Source organism: Exiguobacterium aestuarii, assembly GCF_020171655.1.
GTDB classification, from domain to species: Bacteria; Bacillota; Bacilli; order Exiguobacteriales; family Exiguobacteriaceae; genus Exiguobacterium; species Exiguobacterium aestuarii_A.
Genome location: NZ_JAIVAC010000002.1, coordinates 1 through 19,219, shown reverse-complemented (window position 1 = coordinate 19,219; position 19,219 = coordinate 1). Strand labels below are relative to the sequence as shown.

21 protein-coding genes and 10 tRNA genes are annotated in these 19,219 nt (G+C 49.0%); 29 read left to right on the top strand and 2 right to left on the bottom strand.

Annotated elements, in window-relative coordinates; all coding sequences use genetic code 11:
* Positions 1–5: 5 nt before the first annotated feature.
* Entirely contained in the window at positions 6–539 is a 534-nt protein-coding gene (locus tag LCM29_RS11060) for a cysteine hydrolase family protein (RefSeq protein WP_074034315.1), read from the bottom strand.
* Positions 540–679: 140 nt separating this feature from the next.
* On the opposite strand from LCM29_RS11060, the gene LCM29_RS11055 reads away from it, so the two are divergent.
* The 11 genes from LCM29_RS11055 (at position 680) to argF (ending at position 11,060) form a co-directional block, all read left to right on the top strand.
* On the top strand, positions 680–955 hold the full coding sequence (locus LCM29_RS11055) for a 4a-hydroxytetrahydrobiopterin dehydratase (protein WP_015880543.1): 276 nt from the start codon (positions 680–682) through the stop codon (positions 953–955).
* Complete coding sequence (locus LCM29_RS11050) at positions 948–1,430, top strand: type III secretion system chaperone (protein WP_224862854.1); 483 nt, start codon at positions 948–950, stop codon at positions 1,428–1,430. The genes LCM29_RS11055 and LCM29_RS11050 overlap by 8 nt, the downstream gene beginning before the upstream one ends.
* 33 nt (positions 1,431–1,463) lie before the next feature.
* Positions 1,464–1,781, top strand: a complete 318-nt coding sequence (locus LCM29_RS11045) for a hypothetical protein (RefSeq protein ID WP_214696016.1) — start codon at positions 1,464–1,466, stop codon at positions 1,779–1,781.
* Positions 1,782–1,940: 159 nt separating this feature from the next.
* Positions 1,941–2,966, top strand: coding sequence for an N-acetyl-gamma-glutamyl-phosphate reductase (gene argC / locus LCM29_RS11040; protein WP_224862852.1), 1,026 nt, complete (start codon positions 1,941–1,943; stop codon positions 2,964–2,966).
* An 11-nt stretch (positions 2,967–2,977) separates the two neighbouring features.
* On the top strand, positions 2,978–4,195 hold the full coding sequence (argJ, locus tag LCM29_RS11035; protein ID WP_224862850.1) for a bifunctional glutamate N-acetyltransferase/amino-acid acetyltransferase ArgJ: 1,218 nt from the start codon (positions 2,978–2,980) through the stop codon (positions 4,193–4,195).
* Positions 4,192–4,971, top strand: coding sequence for an acetylglutamate kinase (gene argB / locus LCM29_RS11030; protein ID WP_224862848.1), 780 nt, complete (start codon positions 4,192–4,194; stop codon positions 4,969–4,971). The genes argJ and argB overlap by 4 nt, the downstream gene beginning before the upstream one ends.
* Positions 4,931–6,076, top strand: a complete 1,146-nt coding sequence (locus LCM29_RS11025) for an acetylornithine transaminase (protein WP_224862846.1) — start codon at positions 4,931–4,933, stop codon at positions 6,074–6,076. The genes argB and LCM29_RS11025 overlap by 41 nt, the downstream gene beginning before the upstream one ends.
* Positions 6,073–7,125 (top strand): carbamoyl phosphate synthase small subunit, encoded by a 1,053-nt coding sequence (locus tag LCM29_RS11020; RefSeq protein ID WP_224862844.1) that lies wholly within the window; start codon positions 6,073–6,075, stop codon positions 7,123–7,125. The genes LCM29_RS11025 and LCM29_RS11020 overlap by 4 nt, the downstream gene beginning before the upstream one ends.
* Positions 7,118–9,709, top strand: a complete 2,592-nt coding sequence (carB, locus tag LCM29_RS11015; RefSeq protein ID WP_224862842.1) for a carbamoyl-phosphate synthase (glutamine-hydrolyzing) large subunit — start codon at positions 7,118–7,120, stop codon at positions 9,707–9,709. The genes LCM29_RS11020 and carB overlap by 8 nt, the downstream gene beginning before the upstream one ends.
* A complete protein-coding gene (locus LCM29_RS11010; protein WP_224862840.1) occupies positions 9,706–10,137 on the top strand; it encodes a hypothetical protein in 432 nt (143 codons plus the stop codon). Before carB ends, LCM29_RS11010 begins: the two co-directional genes overlap by 4 nt.
* Positions 10,134–11,060, top strand: coding sequence for an ornithine carbamoyltransferase (argF, locus tag LCM29_RS11005; RefSeq protein ID WP_224862838.1), 927 nt, complete (start codon positions 10,134–10,136; stop codon positions 11,058–11,060). The genes LCM29_RS11010 and argF overlap by 4 nt, the downstream gene beginning before the upstream one ends.
* Before the next feature lie 35 nt (positions 11,061–11,095).
* On the opposite strand, the gene LCM29_RS11000 is transcribed toward argF, so the two are convergent.
* A complete protein-coding gene (locus LCM29_RS11000) occupies positions 11,096–11,821 on the bottom strand; it encodes a rhomboid family intramembrane serine protease (RefSeq protein ID WP_224862836.1) in 726 nt (241 codons plus the stop codon).
* 63 nt (positions 11,822–11,884) lie between these two features.
* Here LCM29_RS11000 and acpS point away from each other — a divergent pair, with 63 nt between their 5' ends.
* The 18 genes from acpS (at position 11,885) to LCM29_RS10910 (ending at position 19,092) form a co-directional block, all read left to right on the top strand.
* Positions 11,885–12,253, top strand: a complete 369-nt coding sequence (acpS, locus tag LCM29_RS10995; RefSeq protein WP_224862834.1) for a holo-ACP synthase — start codon at positions 11,885–11,887, stop codon at positions 12,251–12,253.
* The gene (alr, locus tag LCM29_RS10990; RefSeq protein WP_224862832.1) at positions 12,240–13,316 is read left to right on the top strand and encodes an alanine racemase; all 1,077 of its coding nucleotides are present in this window, start codon (positions 12,240–12,242) and stop codon (positions 13,314–13,316) included. The genes acpS and alr overlap by 14 nt, the downstream gene beginning before the upstream one ends.
* 129 nt (positions 13,317–13,445) lie before the next feature.
* Positions 13,446–13,724, top strand: coding sequence for a hypothetical protein (locus tag LCM29_RS10985; RefSeq protein WP_026824473.1), 279 nt, complete (start codon positions 13,446–13,448; stop codon positions 13,722–13,724).
* Positions 13,725–13,729: 5 nt separating this feature from the next.
* Positions 13,730–14,080 (top strand): type II toxin-antitoxin system PemK/MazF family toxin, encoded by a 351-nt coding sequence (locus tag LCM29_RS10980; RefSeq protein WP_026824472.1) that lies wholly within the window; start codon positions 13,730–13,732, stop codon positions 14,078–14,080.
* Positions 14,081–14,222: 142 nt separating this feature from the next.
* Positions 14,223–14,549 (top strand): STAS domain-containing protein, encoded by a 327-nt coding sequence (locus tag LCM29_RS10975; protein WP_214696023.1) that lies wholly within the window; start codon positions 14,223–14,225, stop codon positions 14,547–14,549.
* Positions 14,546–15,025 carry an anti-sigma B factor RsbW gene (rsbW, locus tag LCM29_RS10970; protein ID WP_224862830.1) on the top strand — a complete coding sequence of 160 codons (480 nt, stop codon included), beginning with the start codon at positions 14,546–14,548 and terminating at the stop codon, positions 15,023–15,025. Before LCM29_RS10975 ends, rsbW begins: the two co-directional genes overlap by 4 nt.
* Positions 14,991–15,791, top strand: a complete 801-nt coding sequence (sigB, locus tag LCM29_RS10965) for an RNA polymerase sigma factor SigB (RefSeq protein WP_015880560.1) — start codon at positions 14,991–14,993, stop codon at positions 15,789–15,791. The genes rsbW and sigB overlap by 35 nt, the downstream gene beginning before the upstream one ends.
* Positions 15,792–15,860: 69 nt before the next feature.
* Positions 15,861–17,987 carry a Tex family protein gene (locus tag LCM29_RS10960; RefSeq protein WP_224862828.1) on the top strand — a complete coding sequence of 709 codons (2,127 nt, stop codon included), beginning with the start codon at positions 15,861–15,863 and terminating at the stop codon, positions 17,985–17,987.
* Between the two features lie 208 nt (positions 17,988–18,195).
* Positions 18,196–18,270 (top strand) — tRNA-Asn (locus LCM29_RS10955).
* 9 nt (positions 18,271–18,279) lie between these two features.
* Positions 18,280–18,371 (top strand) — tRNA-Ser (locus LCM29_RS10950).
* A 29-nt stretch (positions 18,372–18,400) separates the two neighbouring features.
* Positions 18,401–18,475: transfer RNA gene (locus LCM29_RS10945), tRNA-Glu, on the top strand.
* A gap of 5 nt (positions 18,476–18,480) precedes the next feature.
* Positions 18,481–18,556, top strand: a tRNA-Val gene (locus LCM29_RS10940).
* Positions 18,557–18,577: 21 nt separating this feature from the next.
* Positions 18,578–18,653: transfer RNA gene (locus tag LCM29_RS10935), tRNA-Asp, on the top strand.
* Between the two features lie 7 nt (positions 18,654–18,660).
* Positions 18,661–18,732 (top strand) — tRNA-Gln (locus LCM29_RS10930).
* Between the two features lie 9 nt (positions 18,733–18,741).
* A tRNA-Lys gene (locus LCM29_RS10925) sits at positions 18,742–18,817 on the top strand.
* Between the two features lie 17 nt (positions 18,818–18,834).
* Positions 18,835–18,922 (top strand) — tRNA-Leu (locus LCM29_RS10920).
* Positions 18,923–18,927: 5 nt separating this feature from the next.
* A tRNA-Arg gene (locus tag LCM29_RS10915) sits at positions 18,928–19,004 on the top strand.
* An 11-nt stretch (positions 19,005–19,015) separates the two neighbouring features.
* A tRNA-Ile gene (locus LCM29_RS10910) sits at positions 19,016–19,092 on the top strand.
* Positions 19,093–19,219: the final 127 nt, after the last annotated feature.

Here is a 19,219-nt window from a genome sequence, read left to right as displayed (position 1 = left end):
TTACGTCACTTTCCGACAACGGTCGCACCGAGAGTCGTGACGAAATGTTCGAGCGCCCATTCATGACCGACCGGGTTGAAGCTTTGGACGGCATCGGCGTGGACGACGATTTGATAACCGAGGTTGTAGGCATCTACGGCTGTATGGAGCACACAAATGTCTGTGCAGACGCCGACAAGATGAACTTCTGTAATCCCACGTTCCCGAAGACGAAGGTCAAGGTCTGTTCCGGCAAACGCACTGTACCGTGTCTTGTCGATCCAATGGTCGGCTGTTTTGGATGCTTCTTTCACTGCACCATACAATTCACGACCTTCCGTCCCGCGAATATTGTGAGGTGGGAACAACGTCGTTTCAGGATGGAACGTGTCGCCTGCATCATGGACATCGTTCGCGATGACGACATAATCCTCGGTCGAGAACGTTTTGATTAACTCGACAATCCGTTCTTCAATCTCTTGCCCGGGTTTCCCACAAGTCAAACGACCACTGTCTGCGATAAAATCAAATGTATAATCAATAACAATCAATGCGCGCATGGGAGATGCTCCTCTCTCGTAATCAAAATGATGGCTATCCATCTCATTCTAAATCATTATACATCATGCGCGGAAGATTATTTTTCTCCGGTTTGGGTAGATTAAGACAGTAGACTGTATAGGGAAAGGGGATTGTGACGATGGTATTATCACAAAGTGAATTGACAGATGAACTGTCACGGTTAAACGGTTGGGAAGAAGTGAACGGGGAGATTCAGAAGACATATCGGCTTGAGACGTTCCCGGAAGCCATCCAGTTCGTCCATCTCGTAGCGGATTTGGCTGAATCGCTCGATCATCATCCGAATATCTTAATCGAGTATCGGAACGTAACATTGACCGTATCGACCCATGACGAAGGGGGCATCACGGAGAAAGACATCACACTCGCGAAAGGGTGTGAGGAGCTTGTCTAAACTGTATATGACCTTCGCGTCAGGTAGTGTGGCCGAGCGTCTCCGGAAAGAGCCGGGCGTGGTCGCAGCAAATGGACATGAAACGATTCTGCTTGCAGAAGGAGAAAAATCTCCGTTCAAGAGTGGAAAAGTGTTTGAGATTGAAGAGGCATCTGGCGAATTCGTCAAAAAAGGAAATATTTTATATGCGAATGTGCCGACGGATGAAAATGCCCGTTCGCTCCTGTTTCATCAATTGTTGACGGAAAAGGCGCCGCTCGGGGTTGGACATGATGGATTTTCGGCATACCGTCTAGGTGTCGACCCAGACGACAATCATGCGGTCTTGTTTATTCAATTCACGTCTGGTGGGAAACACTTCCGAGATACAGCGGACTATGCGGTACTTGAAGACCGCCTGAAACGGGCGGTCGAACAACGAGGTGCAGGTCCTGTCATAAAACACTATGTCGTCACCGAGTCAGATAATCTATAATAAAAGATAACGTCATGTTAGGGGAGGATTTTTATGAACAAGAATTATTTCTGGTTGGGGATGGCTGCGGGTGCAGTAATCGGCGCAGCGGCATCACTTCTCCATAGCGAAACACGCGATCAACAAGTGAGACAATTGAAAGGCATGAAGTCGAAGTTGAAGTCATCTAATACATCGACAGAAGCACACGCGGTCGGTCTTCAAGCGTCATCGAAAGGCAACTTGAAAGACCGAGTCATGGAATGGAAATCGCTCTACGAAGAAAACCAAGATACAATTCAAAACCTCGTCGAAGACGTGAAAGACTTAGTCGATGCGCTTCAAGAGGCTCGTCATAAAAATCAAATCTAATCACAGGTCCGGTGCATATGCATCGGACTTTTTTTATGCTCCAAAGCCTTACTACACAAGCAATCATAAAAGTTCGCTGTTTTATATGAATAAAAATACAATTGACAGAATAAATATACATATGGTTCAATCATTTTATTCTTTAGAGGAGGTAGAGAGATGATCACGTGTAGCATCGTCGGCGTAACAGGTTATGCCGGGTTGGAATTGTTGAAGCTGATCGAACAACATCCGACTATCCATTTAGAAAAAGCAATCAGCGATTCGTGCGCCGGGATGACCTTATCGGAACTGTATCCGTGGTTACGAGCAGGTGCACAAAAACTCGAACCGTTTCAAGTGGAGGCCTTAGCAGGAATCGATGTGTTGTTCCTTGCGACACCGAGTGGCGTATCCGCTGACTATATACGACAGTTGGAATCTTTTGATGGGGTGGTCATCGATTTGAGTGGGGACTTGCGATTACCGTCCAACTTGTATGAAACATGGTACGGGAAGCCACCTGTCAACGAAATCATTCAAGCAGAGGCTGTTTACGGATTGACCGAGTGGAATCGAGACAAGCTCTCGACCGCGAAATGGATTTCAAATCCTGGTTGTTATGCGACAGCCGTCTCGCTCGCCTTGTTACCGTTTGTTCATAATGATTGGATTGATCCATTGCATATCATCGTCTCTGCTTGTTCAGGAATCACAGGTGCGGGCAAGGGATTGAGTGAGAAGACGCATCACGCCAAATCGAATGAGAACGTGCAATTGTATAAAATTCACTCCCATCAGCACATTCCTGAAATTGAGCAGACGCTGAATACATGGAGTGAGAAGAAAACAACTGTCTCGATGTCGACGCATTTATTGCCAATCAATCGAGGTATCATGGCGACGATCACAGCTCAGCCGAACGATGACGTTTCAGAAGATGAGTGGGTACGCCGACTGCAGAGCGCGTATGAACACGAACCATTCATCCGAGTGCAGCAAGGTGAACCTGAAATCAAGTCGGTCGTCGGTTCGAATTACTGCGATCTCTGGGTGTACAAAGAAGAACGGACGAATCGACTGACCATCGTGTCGGTCATCGACAATATGCAAAAAGGGGCGGCCGGGCAAGCACTGCAAAATGCGAACGCTCGATTCGGATTCGAAGAAACGTTAGGACTGTTGAGTCAACCACAATACATTTAGGAGGATGAAGCATGATCGACATCATGGCGACGAAAAAGCCGGGCATCGTATCACCGAAAGGATTTCAAGCGTGTGGCATCCATGCGGGACTAAAGCGAAAACGTAAAGACTTGGCGTTACTCGTTTGTGAACGACCAGCGAGTGCGGCAGCGGTCTATACGACAAATCACTTTCAAGCGGCACCGATTCAAGTGACGAAAGCATCACTGGCCGAATCAAATGGGTACCTTCGGGCAGTATTGATCAATAGTGGTAATGCGAACGCGTGTACAGGAGAACAAGGATTGACAGACGCCTATACGATGCGTGACGTGACAGCGACACAACTAGGAGTGAAGCCGGAAGAGGTGGCGGTCGCTTCAACAGGTGTCATCGGTCAGCCGCTTCCGATGACACCACTCGTTAATGGAATCGGTCATCTGCAACCGACAGACGCGTGGGAAGGTGGACAAGCATTCGCTGAAGCCATTTTGACGACTGATACCGGGACGAAACAGACGAGCGTCCAGTACGAAGAGGGAGAAGTGACCGTGACCATCGCGGGGGTCGCCAAAGGATCGGGGATGATTCATCCAAACATGGCGACGATGCTCGGATTCGTCACGACGGATGCCGTCATCTCACCAGAGCTTTTGCAACAAACGTTAATGAAAAGTGTCGACGCCTCGTTCAACAACATTACGGTAGACGGGGATAGTTCGACGAACGATATGGTACTCGTCATGGCGAGCGGAGCACTCGAAATGGAGGAAATCAAAGAGGGAACTTCAGCACATGAGGCGTTCCAACAGGCGTTGACAGAGGTGTGTCTAGACCTTGCCAAAGCGATTGCGAAAGATGGGGAAGGTGCGACAAAACTCATTGAAGTCAATGTCAGTGGAGCCATATCCGACCAAGAGGCTAGAACAATCGCTAAGCAAATCGTCGGATCTTCCCTCGTGAAGACAGCGGTGTACGGTCAAGATGCCAACTGGGGAAGAATTATTGCCGCCATCGGTGCCGTTCCGTTCCCGGTGAACGTCGGAGCAATCGATCTTCACATCGGTAGTCAACTCGTCCTTCAGAACAGTACCCCTGTCTGGTTCGATGAGACGTATGCGACAGAAGAGATGAGTCGGGATGTCGTCACCATCACGGTCGACTTGAATGACGGGGAAGGAAACGGTCAGGCATACGGGTGTGACTTGACATATGACTACGTCAAAATCAATGCGAGTTATCGGACATGAAGAAGCGGAAAGTCATCAAACTGGGCGGTAGCGTTTGGGACTCGATTGCACCTGAGTACTTTGAGGAGTGGCGTGACTGGATTGAAGCGGGTAATGAACTGCTCATCGTTCACGGGGGTGGACCAAAACTATCGGCGTACTGCACGTCTCAACAGATTGAACCGTTCTTTTTAGACGGACGTCGCGTGACGACAGACGAAGTATTGATTGGGGCTTGGCGAGTATTGGCTGGGGAAATGCAGACAGATGTCGTGTCGACGCTGACACAACATGACATCGATGCGTTTGGCTTATCAGGTGTCGACGGGAATGCGATTGTTGGTCACCGACTCACCGGCCTCGGGAAAGTTGGTGAGGTGGTAGCGATTCGAAATGACGTATTCGAACAATTAATGGATTCTGGTCATGTGCCGGTCGTGACATCGGTGATTGCGAGCGCGGACGGACCGCTGAACTGTAACGGCGATGATTGTGCGGTGGCACTTGCTGTTTCGTTACAAGCGGACGAATTCGAACTTCTGACAGATGTAAATGGCATTCGTATTCATGGTGAATTCCAAACAACGTTACATGAGCGTGACGTGCAAGAAGCGATGGCGAATGGAGAAATCTATGGCGGGATGGTACCGAAAGTAGAGGCATTACTAGCAGCAGTGGCAGGTGGGGTCAAAAGTGCCCGTATCCGAGATGGCAGTGACGCAACACTGGAAGGGACAAGATTATGGGAGGGGAACTATGAATTCGCTTTTACCGACATACGGACCACGAACGATTGAGATCGCGAAAGCGAGCGGATCGTACGTGACGGATGTATCAGGAAACACGTACTTAGACTTTGTGATGGGGATTGCCGTGTGTGGGACAGGACATCGTCATCCATACGTGCAGCAAAAGATTGAAGAGCAATTGAATCAGGTGTGGCATACATCAAACTTATATGTGATATCCGGTCAGCAGCAGGTTGCAGAGAAATTGATGGAAGGAACACATCTCACGCAAGCCTTCTTTTGTAACAGCGGAACAGAAGCGAATGAGGCGGCCTTCAAGTTGGTACGCAAGTGGACGAAGAAGACGAAAATCATCACCTTCACTCAGTCGTTCCATGGACGCACGTTCGCGATGCTCGGGGCGACCGGGCAAGATAAAGTGAAACAAGGATTTGGACCGATGGTGGACGATTTCATTCATGCGCCATTCAACGATATGCATGCACTAGACTTAATCGATGAAGAAACTTCCGCTGTTTGGCTCGAGATCGTGCAAGGCGAAGGGGGTGTCGTCGTGGCGGATCAATCGTGGTTACAGGCGTTGCAAGAAATGACTGACAAGTATGACGTGAAAATCGTCGTCGATGAAGTGCAGACCGGTATCGCTCGTACCGGAACACGTTTCGCCTTCGAACAAACACCGCTTCAACCTCATATTGTCACGTTGGCGAAAGGGTTAGGGAGCGGCATCCCGGTTGGGGCGATGTTGACGACCGAAGAAGCGACGGTGGTCTTTGGACCCGGGAGTCACGGTTCGACTTTCGGTGGAAATCCGTTGGCGATGGCAGCGGCAGAAGCGACGCTCGATGTTCTCTTCACACAAACGTCCCTTCAACATGTCAAAGACATGGGGGATTACTTGAAGGAAGGACTCGCGCGATTCGTGGACGGAGAACGCTTCGTAGAAGTGAGAGGACTTGGACTGATGGTTGGACTGGTTTCGACAGAGCCGGTAGCCGAGTGGGTCACGCAATTGGCCGAGGTAGGGTTATTGGTCGTCATGGCGGGTCCCCATGTCATTCGTTTCCTCCCCTCACTCCTTGTCACGAAATCCGAAATCGACGAGGCATTGACGAAACTTGAACACATCTTACAGAAGGAGGGCGTCGTATGAACGGAAGCATCAGTCTATTGAACGGGATGCAATTTACAGGAACTTGGGAGACGAGTGCACGACACGCAAGTGGCGAAGTCGTATTCTTCACCGGGATGACGGGCTATCAAGAAGTGTTGACCGATCCGTCATACGCAGGACAAATCATCGCGTTCACTTACCCGCTGATCGGACAATATGGACTGGAATCAGACGGGAACGAAAGTGCTCGCATTCAAGCGGCTGGCGTCCTCGTTCAGACACTGGCAGACCACGGGGATCGCCCTGCATTGAAGGAGTGGTTTGAAAAGGAAGGGATTCCGGTACTTTCACAAGTCGATGTACGTGCCCTCGTCCATGTGTTACGCGAAGAAGGGGATCAATTCGGAGTCATGTCATCAAACCCAGATGTGCACATCGATATTCAACCTGTCAATCATCTGACAGCGCGTGTCACGACGACTTCTCAGGTTCTAGAAGGCAATGGTGAGAAAGGACATGTCGTCTGTCTCGACTTCGGAGTGAAGGCATCAATGGTTGGAGAAATCGTGAAGCGTGGTTATCGCGTGACGACTGTTCCATATGATACGACGAAAGATGTCATTACGTCGTTACGACCGGATGCGATTTTAGTATCGAATGGCCCTGGGGACCCGCGAGACCATCTCGGACGGATTGAAGTCATTCGCGAATTGGCATTAACGTATCCGACACTCGGGATTTGCATGGGACATCAGCTACTCGCCCTCGCGTTCGGTTGCAAAATTGAGAAACAAACATATGGTCATCGGGGCTCGAATCATCCGGTTCGAAACGTTAAGACGAACGAAGTGTGGATGACGTCACAAAACCACGGCTATGTGGTCGAGCGTATGAGTATCGAACAAAGCCCGCTCGAACTGCTCTATGAGAACGTGAATGATCATTCGGTTGAAGGGCTTGTTCATCCGAATGGGCGCTTGTTCACGACGCAGTTCCATCCAGAAGCGAGTCCGGGGCCAATCGATGCGCAATCCGTATTCGACCGTTTCGATGAAATGATTCAGCAAGGAGTGAACGTGTATGCATAAAAAAGTACTCGTCATTGGTTCAGGACCAATCGTGATCGGGCAGGCCGCAGAGTTTGATTATTCCGGAACACAAGCATGCCAAGCGCTTCGTGAAGCCGGTTGTGAAGTTGTCTTATTGAACTCCAATCCTGCGACAATCATGACGGACCCTGGGATGGCAGATGCGACATATATCGAAGCAATGACCGTACAAAAAGCGACCGCGATCATCGAGAAAGAACGTCCGACTCATGTACTCGCGACAGTCGGTGGACAGACGGCATTGAACTTGGCGCTCGATCTCGAGGAAGCCGGAGTATTGGCGCAATATGAAGTCGAACTACTCGGGACGTCACTTGAAACGATTCGTGATGGAGAAGACCGTGAACGATTCAAACAAAAGATGGAGCTGTTACATGAACCGATTCCGACGTCGACGACGATTGAATCGATTGAAGAATTGACAGCTTTCATCAAGACGACGGGTGTCCCGCTTATCGTTCGCCCAGCTTTCACGCTCGGTGGAACAGGTGGAGGCATCGCGACGACGGAAGAAGAAGCATATACGATGGCGCGTCGTGGTCTTGAAGCGAGTCCGATTTCACAATGTTTAGTCGAGAAGAGTATCGCCGGCTATAAAGAGTTTGAATATGAAGTGATGCGCGATGCGTTCGGAACGTGCATTATCGTCTGCAACATGGAAAACATTGACCCGGTCGGTGTGCATACGGGGGACTCCGTCGTATTTGCACCGGCACAAACGTTATCGGATCAGATGCATCAAACGTTGCGGAGTGCTTCGTTCCGAATCGTATCCGAATTAGGTGTGATTGGTGGCTGTAACATTCAGTTCGCCGTTCATCCGACGAAGTCAGAGTACTACGTGATCGAAGTGAATCCTCGTGTCTCGCGGAGCTCAGCGCTCGCGTCAAAAGCGACCGGATATCCGATTGCGAAGATTGCGACACGTCTCGCTCTTGGGGAACCTTTAGACCGTTGCATCAATCCGGTCACAACCAATACGATGGCAAGTTTTGAACCGGCACTCGATTACGTTACGGCGAAAGTGCCCTGCTTCCCATTCGATTTGTTCGCCGAGACAGACCGTGCGCTCGGTCCACAAATGAAAGCGACCGGAGAGAGTATGGCAATGGGGAAAACGTTAGAAGAGGCATTGCAAAAAGCATGGCGTGGCGCCGGGATTGAACAGGCACCGCTTTATCCGAAATGGATGCAGGACGCTACCGTCGAAGGATTGATGAACGAAGTCGAGGCACCGACGGATCGTCGTCTGCATGCTTGTCTTGCCTTACTCGACCGTGAACTCGTGTCTGGGGACGCGTTACAGCGAATCACGGGCATCACCCCACATTTCATTCAGATGTTGAAGCGGATCATCCACATGACGAAGCAAGATTTGATGGAACCGAGTCAGCTGTTACAGGCGAAGCGACTCGGATTCACGGACACGCAGATTGCCGAGATTATGAATGTACACGTCGCGGACGTCAAGGCGCTTCGGGAAGCGGCTTCGATTCACCCGATATACCAAATGGTTGACACGTGTGCGGCCGAGTTTGAAAGCCAGACGCCATATTTTTATGGCTCATGGCACGGGACGACTGAAGTAAAACCGAGTGACAAGACGAAAGTTGCCATCATCGGTGCAGGACCGATTCGAATCGGGCAAGGCATTGAGTTCGACTACAGTTCAGTTCACGCGGTATGGGCGCTTCAAAAGCTCGGTGTGGAAACGATTATGATCAACAACAACCCAGAGACCGTGTCGACCGACTTCTCGATTGCGGACAAACTCTATGTGGAGCCATTGACGAGTGAGGATGTCATGCATGTGTTAGAAGCGGAAGGATGTCACGATGTGTTGATTCAGTTCGGAGGACAGACGGGGATTTCGCTCGCCCATGAATTAGAAGCGGCGGGGTATCACTTGCTCGGTGCGTCTGCACAAACCATCGATCAAATGGAAGATCGGGAACGTTTCTATCAGTTCCTTGATTCGATTGAAGTCGAACACATCCCGGGAGAAGAGGTGTCTTCCCAACAAGAATTGAATGAGGCGGTACAACAACTTGGCTATCCATGTATCCTTCGCCCGTCTTACGTGATCGGCGAGAAAGGGATGCTGCTCATTCGTTCAGAGGAACAGTTAGCAGAGGCGTTACCGAGTCTTGCCTATCCAATCCTTGTCGATCAGTATGTGGCAGGGCGTGAGCTCGAAGTGGATTGTGTGACAGACGGGGAAACGGTGTATGTGCCAGTCATCCTCGAACAAATCGAAGCGGCGGGCGTTCATTCAGGCGACTCGACGATGGTTTTGCCGCCTGTCGAGACGAGTGAATCGATTCAAGGGAAAGTCGAATCGATCGCCAAACGAATCGGACGGGCACTCGATTATAAGGGAGCCTTGAACATTCAGTTTGTGTTGAAGGAAGAAACAATCTATGTCCTTGAAATCAATCCGCGTGCATCTCGGACCGTACCGATTGTCAGTAAAGTGACGGGCGAACCGTTAATCGAATGGGCGACATACGCGGCTTACGGCTTGCCGTTAGCCGATCACGTTCCGAAAGTCCTTGCACATTGACGAACTATGCGGTGAAGACACCGATTTTCTCGAACGTCAAATTGCCGGGCGTCGACCCGATGACTGGTCCAGTGATGCGTTCGACAGGTGAGACACTCCAGTTCAGTTCACACCCGTATGTGCCAGAACGGTTTACGTATGATGCGTTAACGACACGGGTGATGAACCGTCCGCAGAGTGCATGTGGGAAAGGGTTTGAACAGTTCGGAAATACACCACTTGCAAACGTCACGGATTTCCAACAAGTCGCCATACTATTCTCGGACGCGACCGACGAGCGGGAAGTACGTGAAATCGCCGTCCGAAATGGTGTTCATATCATCTCGTCACGACAGTTGGCTCAGTATTATCAAATGAGTCAGTCACTGACCGACAATCCGGTTCAATCCTTACAATCCATTCAAATGAGAGAGGGAGTAGCTAAATGACAGTAAAGACGATGAAACACTTTTTGACGATGGAAGAACTGACACCGGACACGCTCGATGCGTTGCTTCAGTTGGCACGCGACGTCAAACAGTCGCCTCAATCTTTTGCGACCGCACTGACAGGTAAGAAAGTTGCGTTATTGTTTGAGAAGGCATCGACGCGTACGCGCATGTCATTTGAAGTGGGTGTCGTCGAACTAGGCGGATACCCGCTCTTCCTCAGTGGTCAAGATTTGCAAATCGGACGCGGGGAACCGTTGACGGACACGATTCAAGTGATGAGTCGGTATGTGGACGCATTGATGATTCGGACGTTTGCCCATGAAACAGTCGAGACGTTGGCGCAACACGGATCGATTCCGATTATGAACGGATTGACAGACTTGCATCACCCATGCCAAGTGCTCGCAGATTTGTTGACGATTGAAGAACAATTCGGCAGTCGTTCGGGAAGAGTGTTGACGTATATCGGAGATGGGAACAACATGGCACATTCGCTCATGATCGGCGGTGCGCTGAGTGGGATGCATATCCGCATCGCTTCGCCGAGCGGATACACTGTCGATCAAGCGATTTATGAGAATGCACAGAAGTTGGCTCAGACGACTGGGGGCAGTATTACGTTGTTTGATGACCCGACGCTTGCTGTGAACGAGGCGGATATTGTCTACACGGACGTCTTTGCGAGTATGGGACAAGAACAGGAAGCCGATGAACGACTGTTGAAATTCGAAGGATTCCAAGTGAACGGTCACTTGATGGCACTTGCGAAAACAGATGCGATTTTCCTTCATTGTTTACCGGCGCATCGCGGGGAAGAAGTGACGGCTGATGTGATTGATGGACCACAGTCATGGGTGTTCAATCAAGCCGAGAATCGCTTACACGCACAGAAGGCTTTGATGCTGACATTATTGACGTAACGACAAAGGGTGACACGCCGTGTGTCACCCTTTTGTTATAGGAACTGTGCCAATAAACCGAAAACTGCCAGTCCGATGATGATGTAGAAGAACCATTTTCCGTCCCCGGAATGAATAATTGGGGGCGCGTACGAACGTTGCTTATACTTCCCGTAGCGCATCGGGCGTGTATACGGAACGGCATACCGGGAGAGTGGAATGGCAAGTAAAAATCCTGCCAAAAAGCCATACACGTGGCCCCAAAGCGAAACGTTCGAACCGATGAGTGTAAAGACGGCACTGATGGCGACGAAGATATAGACCAAGCGGGCATCTTGGCTAAGCATCAACGTGCGGCGGAAGCGGCCGATGTACACATAGAATCCGAGAATGGCCAAGATGGCACCTGACGCACCAGCTTGTAGATAAAACAAGTTACTGACGGTGAAGTAGGTGAACAAGTTGGCAAGTGCCCCGGCGAATACATAAAATAGAGCAAACTTCACATGCCCGACCATACGTTCCATCGCTGGTCCGAAGATGATCAGCGCAAACGAATTAAATAGTAAGTGGCCGAGACTCAAATGAATAAAGTTGGCCGTCACTAAGCGATACCATTGTCCGTCGGCGAGTGCCAAATGAAACGACCCTCCTGTTGACACGATTCGTAAACCAGGAGCGAAAGAATCGATGACAAACACAAGGAGTTGGATTACAATGAACAGCGTTACGAGTGGATATGCCCGTACAAACGTTTGTACATTTTCCGTACGACTAAACATAACATCACCTCTTTCTCCAATTGTATAGGGAAACGGGGAAAAAAGGAAAGGAGCGAGTGTCCTGTGATTGTAGGAATCGGAGTCGATATCGTCGAGCTTGATCGGATGGCTCGCTCGATGAAACAACCGCGTTTTTTAAAGCGCCTGCTCACCGATGCAGAGTATGAGCTTATTCAACAATACCCACTGCCGCGTCAAATCGAGTTTGTTTCGGGTCGGTTTGCCGCAAAAGAAGCTTATGCCAAGGCAATCGGCACCGGAATCGCGCACGGTCTATCGTGGCGCCATATTGAAATTTTACCAGATGAGACAGGTCGACCTGTCATGACTGCGCCGTTTTCGGGACGAATTCATGTCAGCATCAGTCATAGCAGTGCATATGCCGTCGCACAAGTCATCTTAGAAGAGGAGGGGCAACATGTTTCGTCCTAGTCGAATCGAGATTGATCGGGCGGCCATCGCCCATAACATACAAGAGTTAACACAACGTATCCCGCAAGACATCATGGCGGTCGTCAAAGCGAATGCCTACGGTCATGGGGCTGTTGAAGTAGCGAATATCGCCCTTCAGAACGGGGCGACGATGCTTGGGGTCGCTTTATTAGAAGAAGCAATCGAACTTCGGGATGCAGGGATCGAGGCACCGATTTTAGTCATGGAGGCGCAATTCCCCCAATATGCAGGGATTGCAGCAGAACGAGATGTCACGTTGTCCGTTTTTTCTGCCAAATGGTTAAAAGAGGCTGCTGCTTATATAGAAGAAAAACCGTTGACGGTTCATATTAAAGTCGACACAGGAATGGGACGTCTTGGTCTTCGTACGCGAGAGCAGCTTGATGCGTTGCTTGAAGAAGCGAACGATTCATTTGTCATTGAAGGCATCTACACCCATTTTGCGACAGCGGATGAACTTGATAGCGACTTGTACTATACACAACAAGAACGTTTCGAACGCTTGATGGATGGTTTACATGAGCGGTTCCGCTATATTCATACGTCCAATTCAGCAGGGGCCATCCGAATGGCAGGACAAGATGTTCCTTATAATCTGGTCCGTGTCGGGATTGCACTCTATGGTTTATATCCGTCACATGAGATGGAAACATTCTATTCGTTCCTCCGCCCTGCCTTTACGTTGAAGAGCCAGCTGATGCAGGTGAAGCGTCTCGAGGCAGGTCAAACGATCAGTTACGGAGCGACCTATACGACATCGACCGATGAATGGATTGGTACCGTCCCAGTCGGATATGCGGACGGCTGGTTACGGAAGGCGAGCGGATTTGAAGTTGAGGTAAATGGTGTTCGTTGTCCGATTGTGGGACGCGTCTGCATGGATCGCTTCATGATCCGACTTCCAAAAGAGTTTCCGGTCGGTACGGATGTGACACTTGTCGGTGGAAACGTCGCCATTGATGAACTTGCGTCATATCTAGGGACGATTAACTATGAGATTGTTTGCCAGTTCACGAGTCGATTACCGCGTCACTATGTGTGAATCACAAATCGTGTGAAATTATCTGAATTCTTTCTCGATTTCTCTATATTTTCCTATTCCCGCGTGTTATATTGATAAAGAACGCGGGAGATTTTCCGCCAGTCCATGAAACGATTCTGGAGGTGTAAGATGTTGAAGCAGCGAACTGCGGGTGCGCTAGCGTCCGTCCCAGATCGGTTCTCGCAACAAGGGGGTCCGATTTCGATGAAAGACCGTGAAACACTGTCCTTGAACGATGTAGTGACATACTTGTCTAAAGAAATTGCTGATCGACAACAAACACTGCGTGAAGAATTGGCGAAAGGCTATCAAGAGATGGCCGCGTTTAACTTGAATATGGCAGAAGAGATGCTAACGATTGAAGCCGAAGCCGAACACGCTCTCTTACGTCAAGTAAGTGGGGTGTGAGCAGAGTGATCGTAAAGCGTGGTGACGTATTTTATGCGAATCTGTCGCCCGTAGTCGGCTCAGAGCAAGGTGGCGTTCGACCCGTTCTCATCGTACAGAACGACATCGGCAATCGCTTTAGCCCGACCGTCATTGTCGCTGCGATTACAGCTCAGATTCAAAAAGCAAAACTGCCGACTCATGTGGAAGTATATCAAGAGAAGCATGGACTCGAGAGAGACTCTGTGATTTTACTTGAGCAGATTCGAACGATTGATAAGCGTCGTCTGACGGATAAAGTCACTCATCTCGATGATGAGACGATGCATAAAGTTGACCGAGCGCTAGAGATTAGTATGGGATTGATCCCTCTCTAGCCTTACATAGATCAAGACTGGTACATAGGTATCGGTCTTTTTTTAAACATTTTTAAAAAAAGTGGTTTAAGATTTTGATAGTGGGGAATTAAAGTAAATCGTACTCAATTTATCTGTACGGACATTTAGGAGGGAATAGACGATGGATTTATCGATTCGTGAGCAAGTCATTGGAGAACAATTACACCTTTACGTATCCGGGGAAGTGGATACATATACTGCACCAAAATTGAAAGAAGTATTGCATCCGGCCATCAGTGAGCAAGATGTGGTCGTTCATTTAGACGAAGTGGAGTATATGGATTCGACAGGTCTCGGTGTGTTCGTCGGCGCATTGAAAATTGCCACGCGTAACGAAAAAGAGTTGTCACTTGTCGGGGTCACGGAGCGAGTCAATCGTTTGTTCGAATTGACGGGTCTCCATAAACTTCTTTCAATTAATTCGAACGTAAGAGGTGGCACGCAATGAACAATGTTGAACAGACGGTCATGACGTTCCCGGCCAAACCAGAATATGTCGGTGTGGTTCGATTAGTCGTTTCAGGAATCGCTAACCGTATGGGATATACGTACGACGAGATCGAGGATATTAAAATCGCGGTCTCGGAAGCATGCGGCAACGCAGTCCAGCATGCGTATGAAGAGCATCAAGATGGAGAAGTCAAACTCGCTTGTGGCGTATATGCAGATCGTCTTGAAATCACAATTCAAGATTCAGGCAAGACGTTCGCAGACGATGTGAAGCGTCAGGCGGCTCCGGTCGAAGAGACGACAGAAATTGAATCGCTTCACGAAGGAGGACTTGGTCTCTTCCTTATCGAAGCGTTAATGGACGATGTCTCGATCAATAAAGACAATGGTGTCAAAGTGACGATGACAAAACTCCTCAACAGGGACGAGGTGGATCAGAGTGCCAGCAAAATCTCAACAACGCCATCACAGTGATGACGAGGTACTAGAGTGGATTGAACGCTACCAACAAGACGATCAAAACGAAGAAGTGCAAATGCTACTCATCAATCGCTATTCGGACCTCGTCGAAGCACTCGCCCGTAAATTTTCGCGTGGACGAGCGATTCACGATGATCTCGTGCAAGTTGGGATGATTGGGTTGTTGGCGGCACTTCGTCGATTTGACCCAGAATTTGGTCGTAGCTTCGAATCGTTTGCCGTCCCAACCATCATCGGTGAAATCAAGCGATTCATCCGCGATAAAACATGGAGTGTCCATGTTCCACGTCGGATTAAAGAGCTCGGACCGAAAATTAAGAAGACGGTCGAAGAGTTGACGACTGAATTGCAACGCTCGCCGCGAATCGATGAGATTGCCGATCATCTTGGCGTATCAGACGAAGAAATTCTTGAAACGCTTGAGATGGGCAAGAGTTATCAAGCGCTGTCGGTCGATAGTTCAATTGAGGCGGATAACGAAGGCAGTACGGTCACGTTACTCGACTTGGTCGGTAGCCAAGAGCGTGGATATGAATCGGTCGACCAACGTCTCATTCTAGAGAAAGCGTTCAACGTCCTAAATGAACGGGAACGCGCCATCTTAGAATGCGCCTACTATAAGAATATGAGTCAAAAAGAGACTGGAGAACTTCTTGGGATCTCGCAGATGCATGTCTCCCGTTTGCAACGGCGAGCACTCGAAAAACTGCGTGAAGCCATCAAAGTCCCACTCAATGAAGTATTCTCAAGCGATGACTAATCGAGTCATCGCTTTTTTGTTTGAATGTTTGCTACACTTTGGAAGAGATCATAAAAGGAAGTGATTCAAGTGATTACGAAAGTGGCTAAGGCGTTAAACTTGAAAGTGAACCAAGTAGAGACGGTTCAACAGCTCGCATCTGAAGGGGCGACGATTCCGTTCATGGCTCGTTACCGGAAAGAAATGACGGGGAACCTGGATGAAGTCGAAATCAAAGCAATCTTGGACGCCCTTCAATATGAAGAAAGTCTGCAAAAACGGAAAACGGATGTTCTTGCTAAGTTAGAAGAGCTGGAAAAGAATACACCTGAACTAACGAAGGCGTTAGAGGCAGCGACAACCCTTCAGCAAGTGGAAGATATCTACTTACCATATCGTCCGAAACGGCGGACGAAAGCGGAACAAGGACGTGAGAAAGGGTTGCAGCCACTTGCGGACTGGTTCCGAGACAAGTCTCCATACTCAACAGATGTGGTTGAAGAGCTCTCGAAGGGTGTAGCGCTAGAAGAAGCTCTTCCGCTCGTACATGCCATCATCGGGGAAGAATGGGGGGAAGAAGCAAAATTAAGACAGATGCTTCGTGACCGTGTTCGCAAAGAAGGATTGTTGCGTTCGAAGAAGAAAAAACAAGCGGAAGACGAAAAAGAGATCTTTGCGCAGTATTATGAATATGAAGAGAAAATTGCGGGGATTGTCCCACACCGTGTACTCGCCTTGAACCGTGGGGAGCGCACTGATGTCCTTCAAGTGAAAGTCATTTTTGACGAGACACGTTTCATGGATCAAGCGCTTCGTACATATGAGCGACTTCCGAAAGAGAAACGTGAAGTTGTCGAAGCAGCTGTGACAGAGGCTTATAAAAAATCTGTCTTCCCAGTCATTGAACGAGAGATTCGTGGTGAATTGACCGACAAGGCAGAGGAGCAGGCAATCGATGTGTTCTCGAAAAACTTAAAGCAACTCTACATGCAACCGCCTCTTCGCGAGGTCGTCGTTTTAGGGATCGATCCGGCTTATCGCACAGGATGTAAATGGGCGGTCGTCAATGAAATCGGAAAAGTCGAAGAGGTCGGTGTCTTCTATCCGACGGCTCCGAAGCACGATATCGATGGAGCGGAGAAAGTGTTAACGAGACTCGCGAAAAAGTACCCAATTTCCGTTATTGTCGTCGGAAACGGTACGGCATCAAGGGAGACCGAACAATTCGTTGCGGATTGGTTAAAGAAAGCAGAGCGTGAGATTGCTTACGCGATTGTGAACGAAGCGGGAGCGAGTGTCTATTCTGCATCGGAAGTCGCACGTAGTGAATTTCCGGACTTAAAAGTAGAGGAACGGTCAGCCGTCTCGATTGCACGCCGAATCCAGGATGCGATGGCAGAACTCGTCAAAGTCGACCCGCAGTCGGTTGGTGTCGGGCAATATCAGCATGATGTGAGTCAGAATAAACTGAAGGCATCTTTAGAATTCGTCGTGGAGAGCGTGGTTAACATGGTCGGAATCGATGTGAACCGTGCCTCGGAGTCTTTATTGACTTACGTATCGGGACTGAACAAAACGACTGCTAAAAATATTGTGGTATATCGTGAAGAGAATGGACGCTTTGAAACGAGAAAGGAAATTAAGAAAGTGCCAAGACTTGGAGCGAAGGCATTCGAGCAGGCGGCTGGATTCTTGCGAATTATGAATGGGAAGGACGTTCTCGACCAGACGGAGATTCACCCAGAGAGTTATTCCCTCGCATTATCAATCTTAAAAGAAATCGGATCCTCGAAAGCTGAGGTCGGAACAGCTGCATTGCGTGAACGGTTACAACAAGTTGATGCGAATGTATTGAGTGAGCGATTAGATGCGGGACTTCCAACTGTCGAGGATATCTTGAAGTCGTTAGCGAAACCAGGACGTGACCCACGGGAAGATATTCAAAAGCCGTTACTGCGCACGGACGTCATGAGTCTTGAAGACCTTCAAGTCGGAATGGAATTCCAAGGGACCGTTCGAAACGTCATTGATTTTGGTGCGTTTGTGGATATTGGTGTAAAACAGGACGGGCTCGTCCATATTTCGAAATTATCGAATCGCTACGTGAAGCATCCGTTAGATGTCGTGGCGGTCGGTGATATCGTTACGGTATGGATCGAACAGGTCGATGTGAACCGGGGACGAATTAGTTTGACGATGCTTGAACCGAGCACTTAATAAGAAGAAACTCGAATCAGGTAAAATGTTTTTCATTTTACCTGATTTTTTTTTAGAAAAAGTGTTGACGGTCTTTTTGTACCGTGATATCTTATAGAAGTCGCCGAGAGACGGCATGCGAAATAAAAGTTTTTCTAAGAAAGTGATTGACAGGTTTCTGGTTTGCGGTTACAATATAAATCGTTACTTCGATAATTTCAAGCAACGTTCCGCAATAGCTCAGTGGTAGAGCAACCGGCTGTTAACCGGTAGGTCGTAGGTTCAAATCCTACTTGCGGAGCCATTTTATTTTGGAGACGTACCCAAGAGGCTATAAGGGGCTCCCCTGCTAAGGGAGTAGGCTGGGAAACCGGTGCGAGGGTTCGAATCCCTCCGTCTCCGCCACTTAAAATTACTTAGAAGACACATACACTGGCCCGTTGGTCAAGCGGTTAAGACACCGCCCTTTCACGGCGGTAACACGGGTTCGAATCCCGTACGGGTCACCATATATGGAGGATTAGCTCAGCTGGGAGAGCACCTGCCTTACAAGCAGGGGGTCGGCGGTTCGATCCCGTCATCCTCCACCATTTCAAATAAAAACGTAATCTGGTCTTGTGGTGTAGGGGTTAACATGCCTGCCTGTCACGCAGGAGATCGCGGGTTCGAATCCCGTCAAGACCGCCATTTACGTTGGGCTGTAGCCAAGTGGTAAGGCATCGGATTTTGATTCCGACATGCGAAGGTTCGATCCCTTCCAGCCCAGCTTTTATTTGAGTCATTAGCTCAGTTGGTAGAGCATCTGACTTTTAATCAGAGGGTCGCAGGTTCGAGCCCTGCATGACTCACCATTTTAATTTCATACGCTGCGGTCGTGGCGGAATCGGTAGACGCGCTAGGTTGAGGGCCTAGTGGTGGTTAACACCGTGGAGGTTCAAGTCCTCTCGACCGCACCATATGCGCACCCTTAGCTCAGCTGGATAGAGCGTTAGACTACGAATCTAAAGGCCGGGAGTTCGAATCTCTCAGGGTGCACCATTCTTTTTTATGGGCCTATAGCTCAGCCGGTTAGAGCGCACGCCTGATAAGCGTGAGGTCGGTGGTTCGAGTCCACTTAGGCCCACCATTTAAACTGACGAACTTTGAAAACTGAACGATGAGGCAAAAATAAGTTTTACAATTTTTGAATGAAGCGCAAGCTTCGTCAATTTAAGAGCTATATCAAATTCTTTGGAGAGTTTGATCCTGGCTCA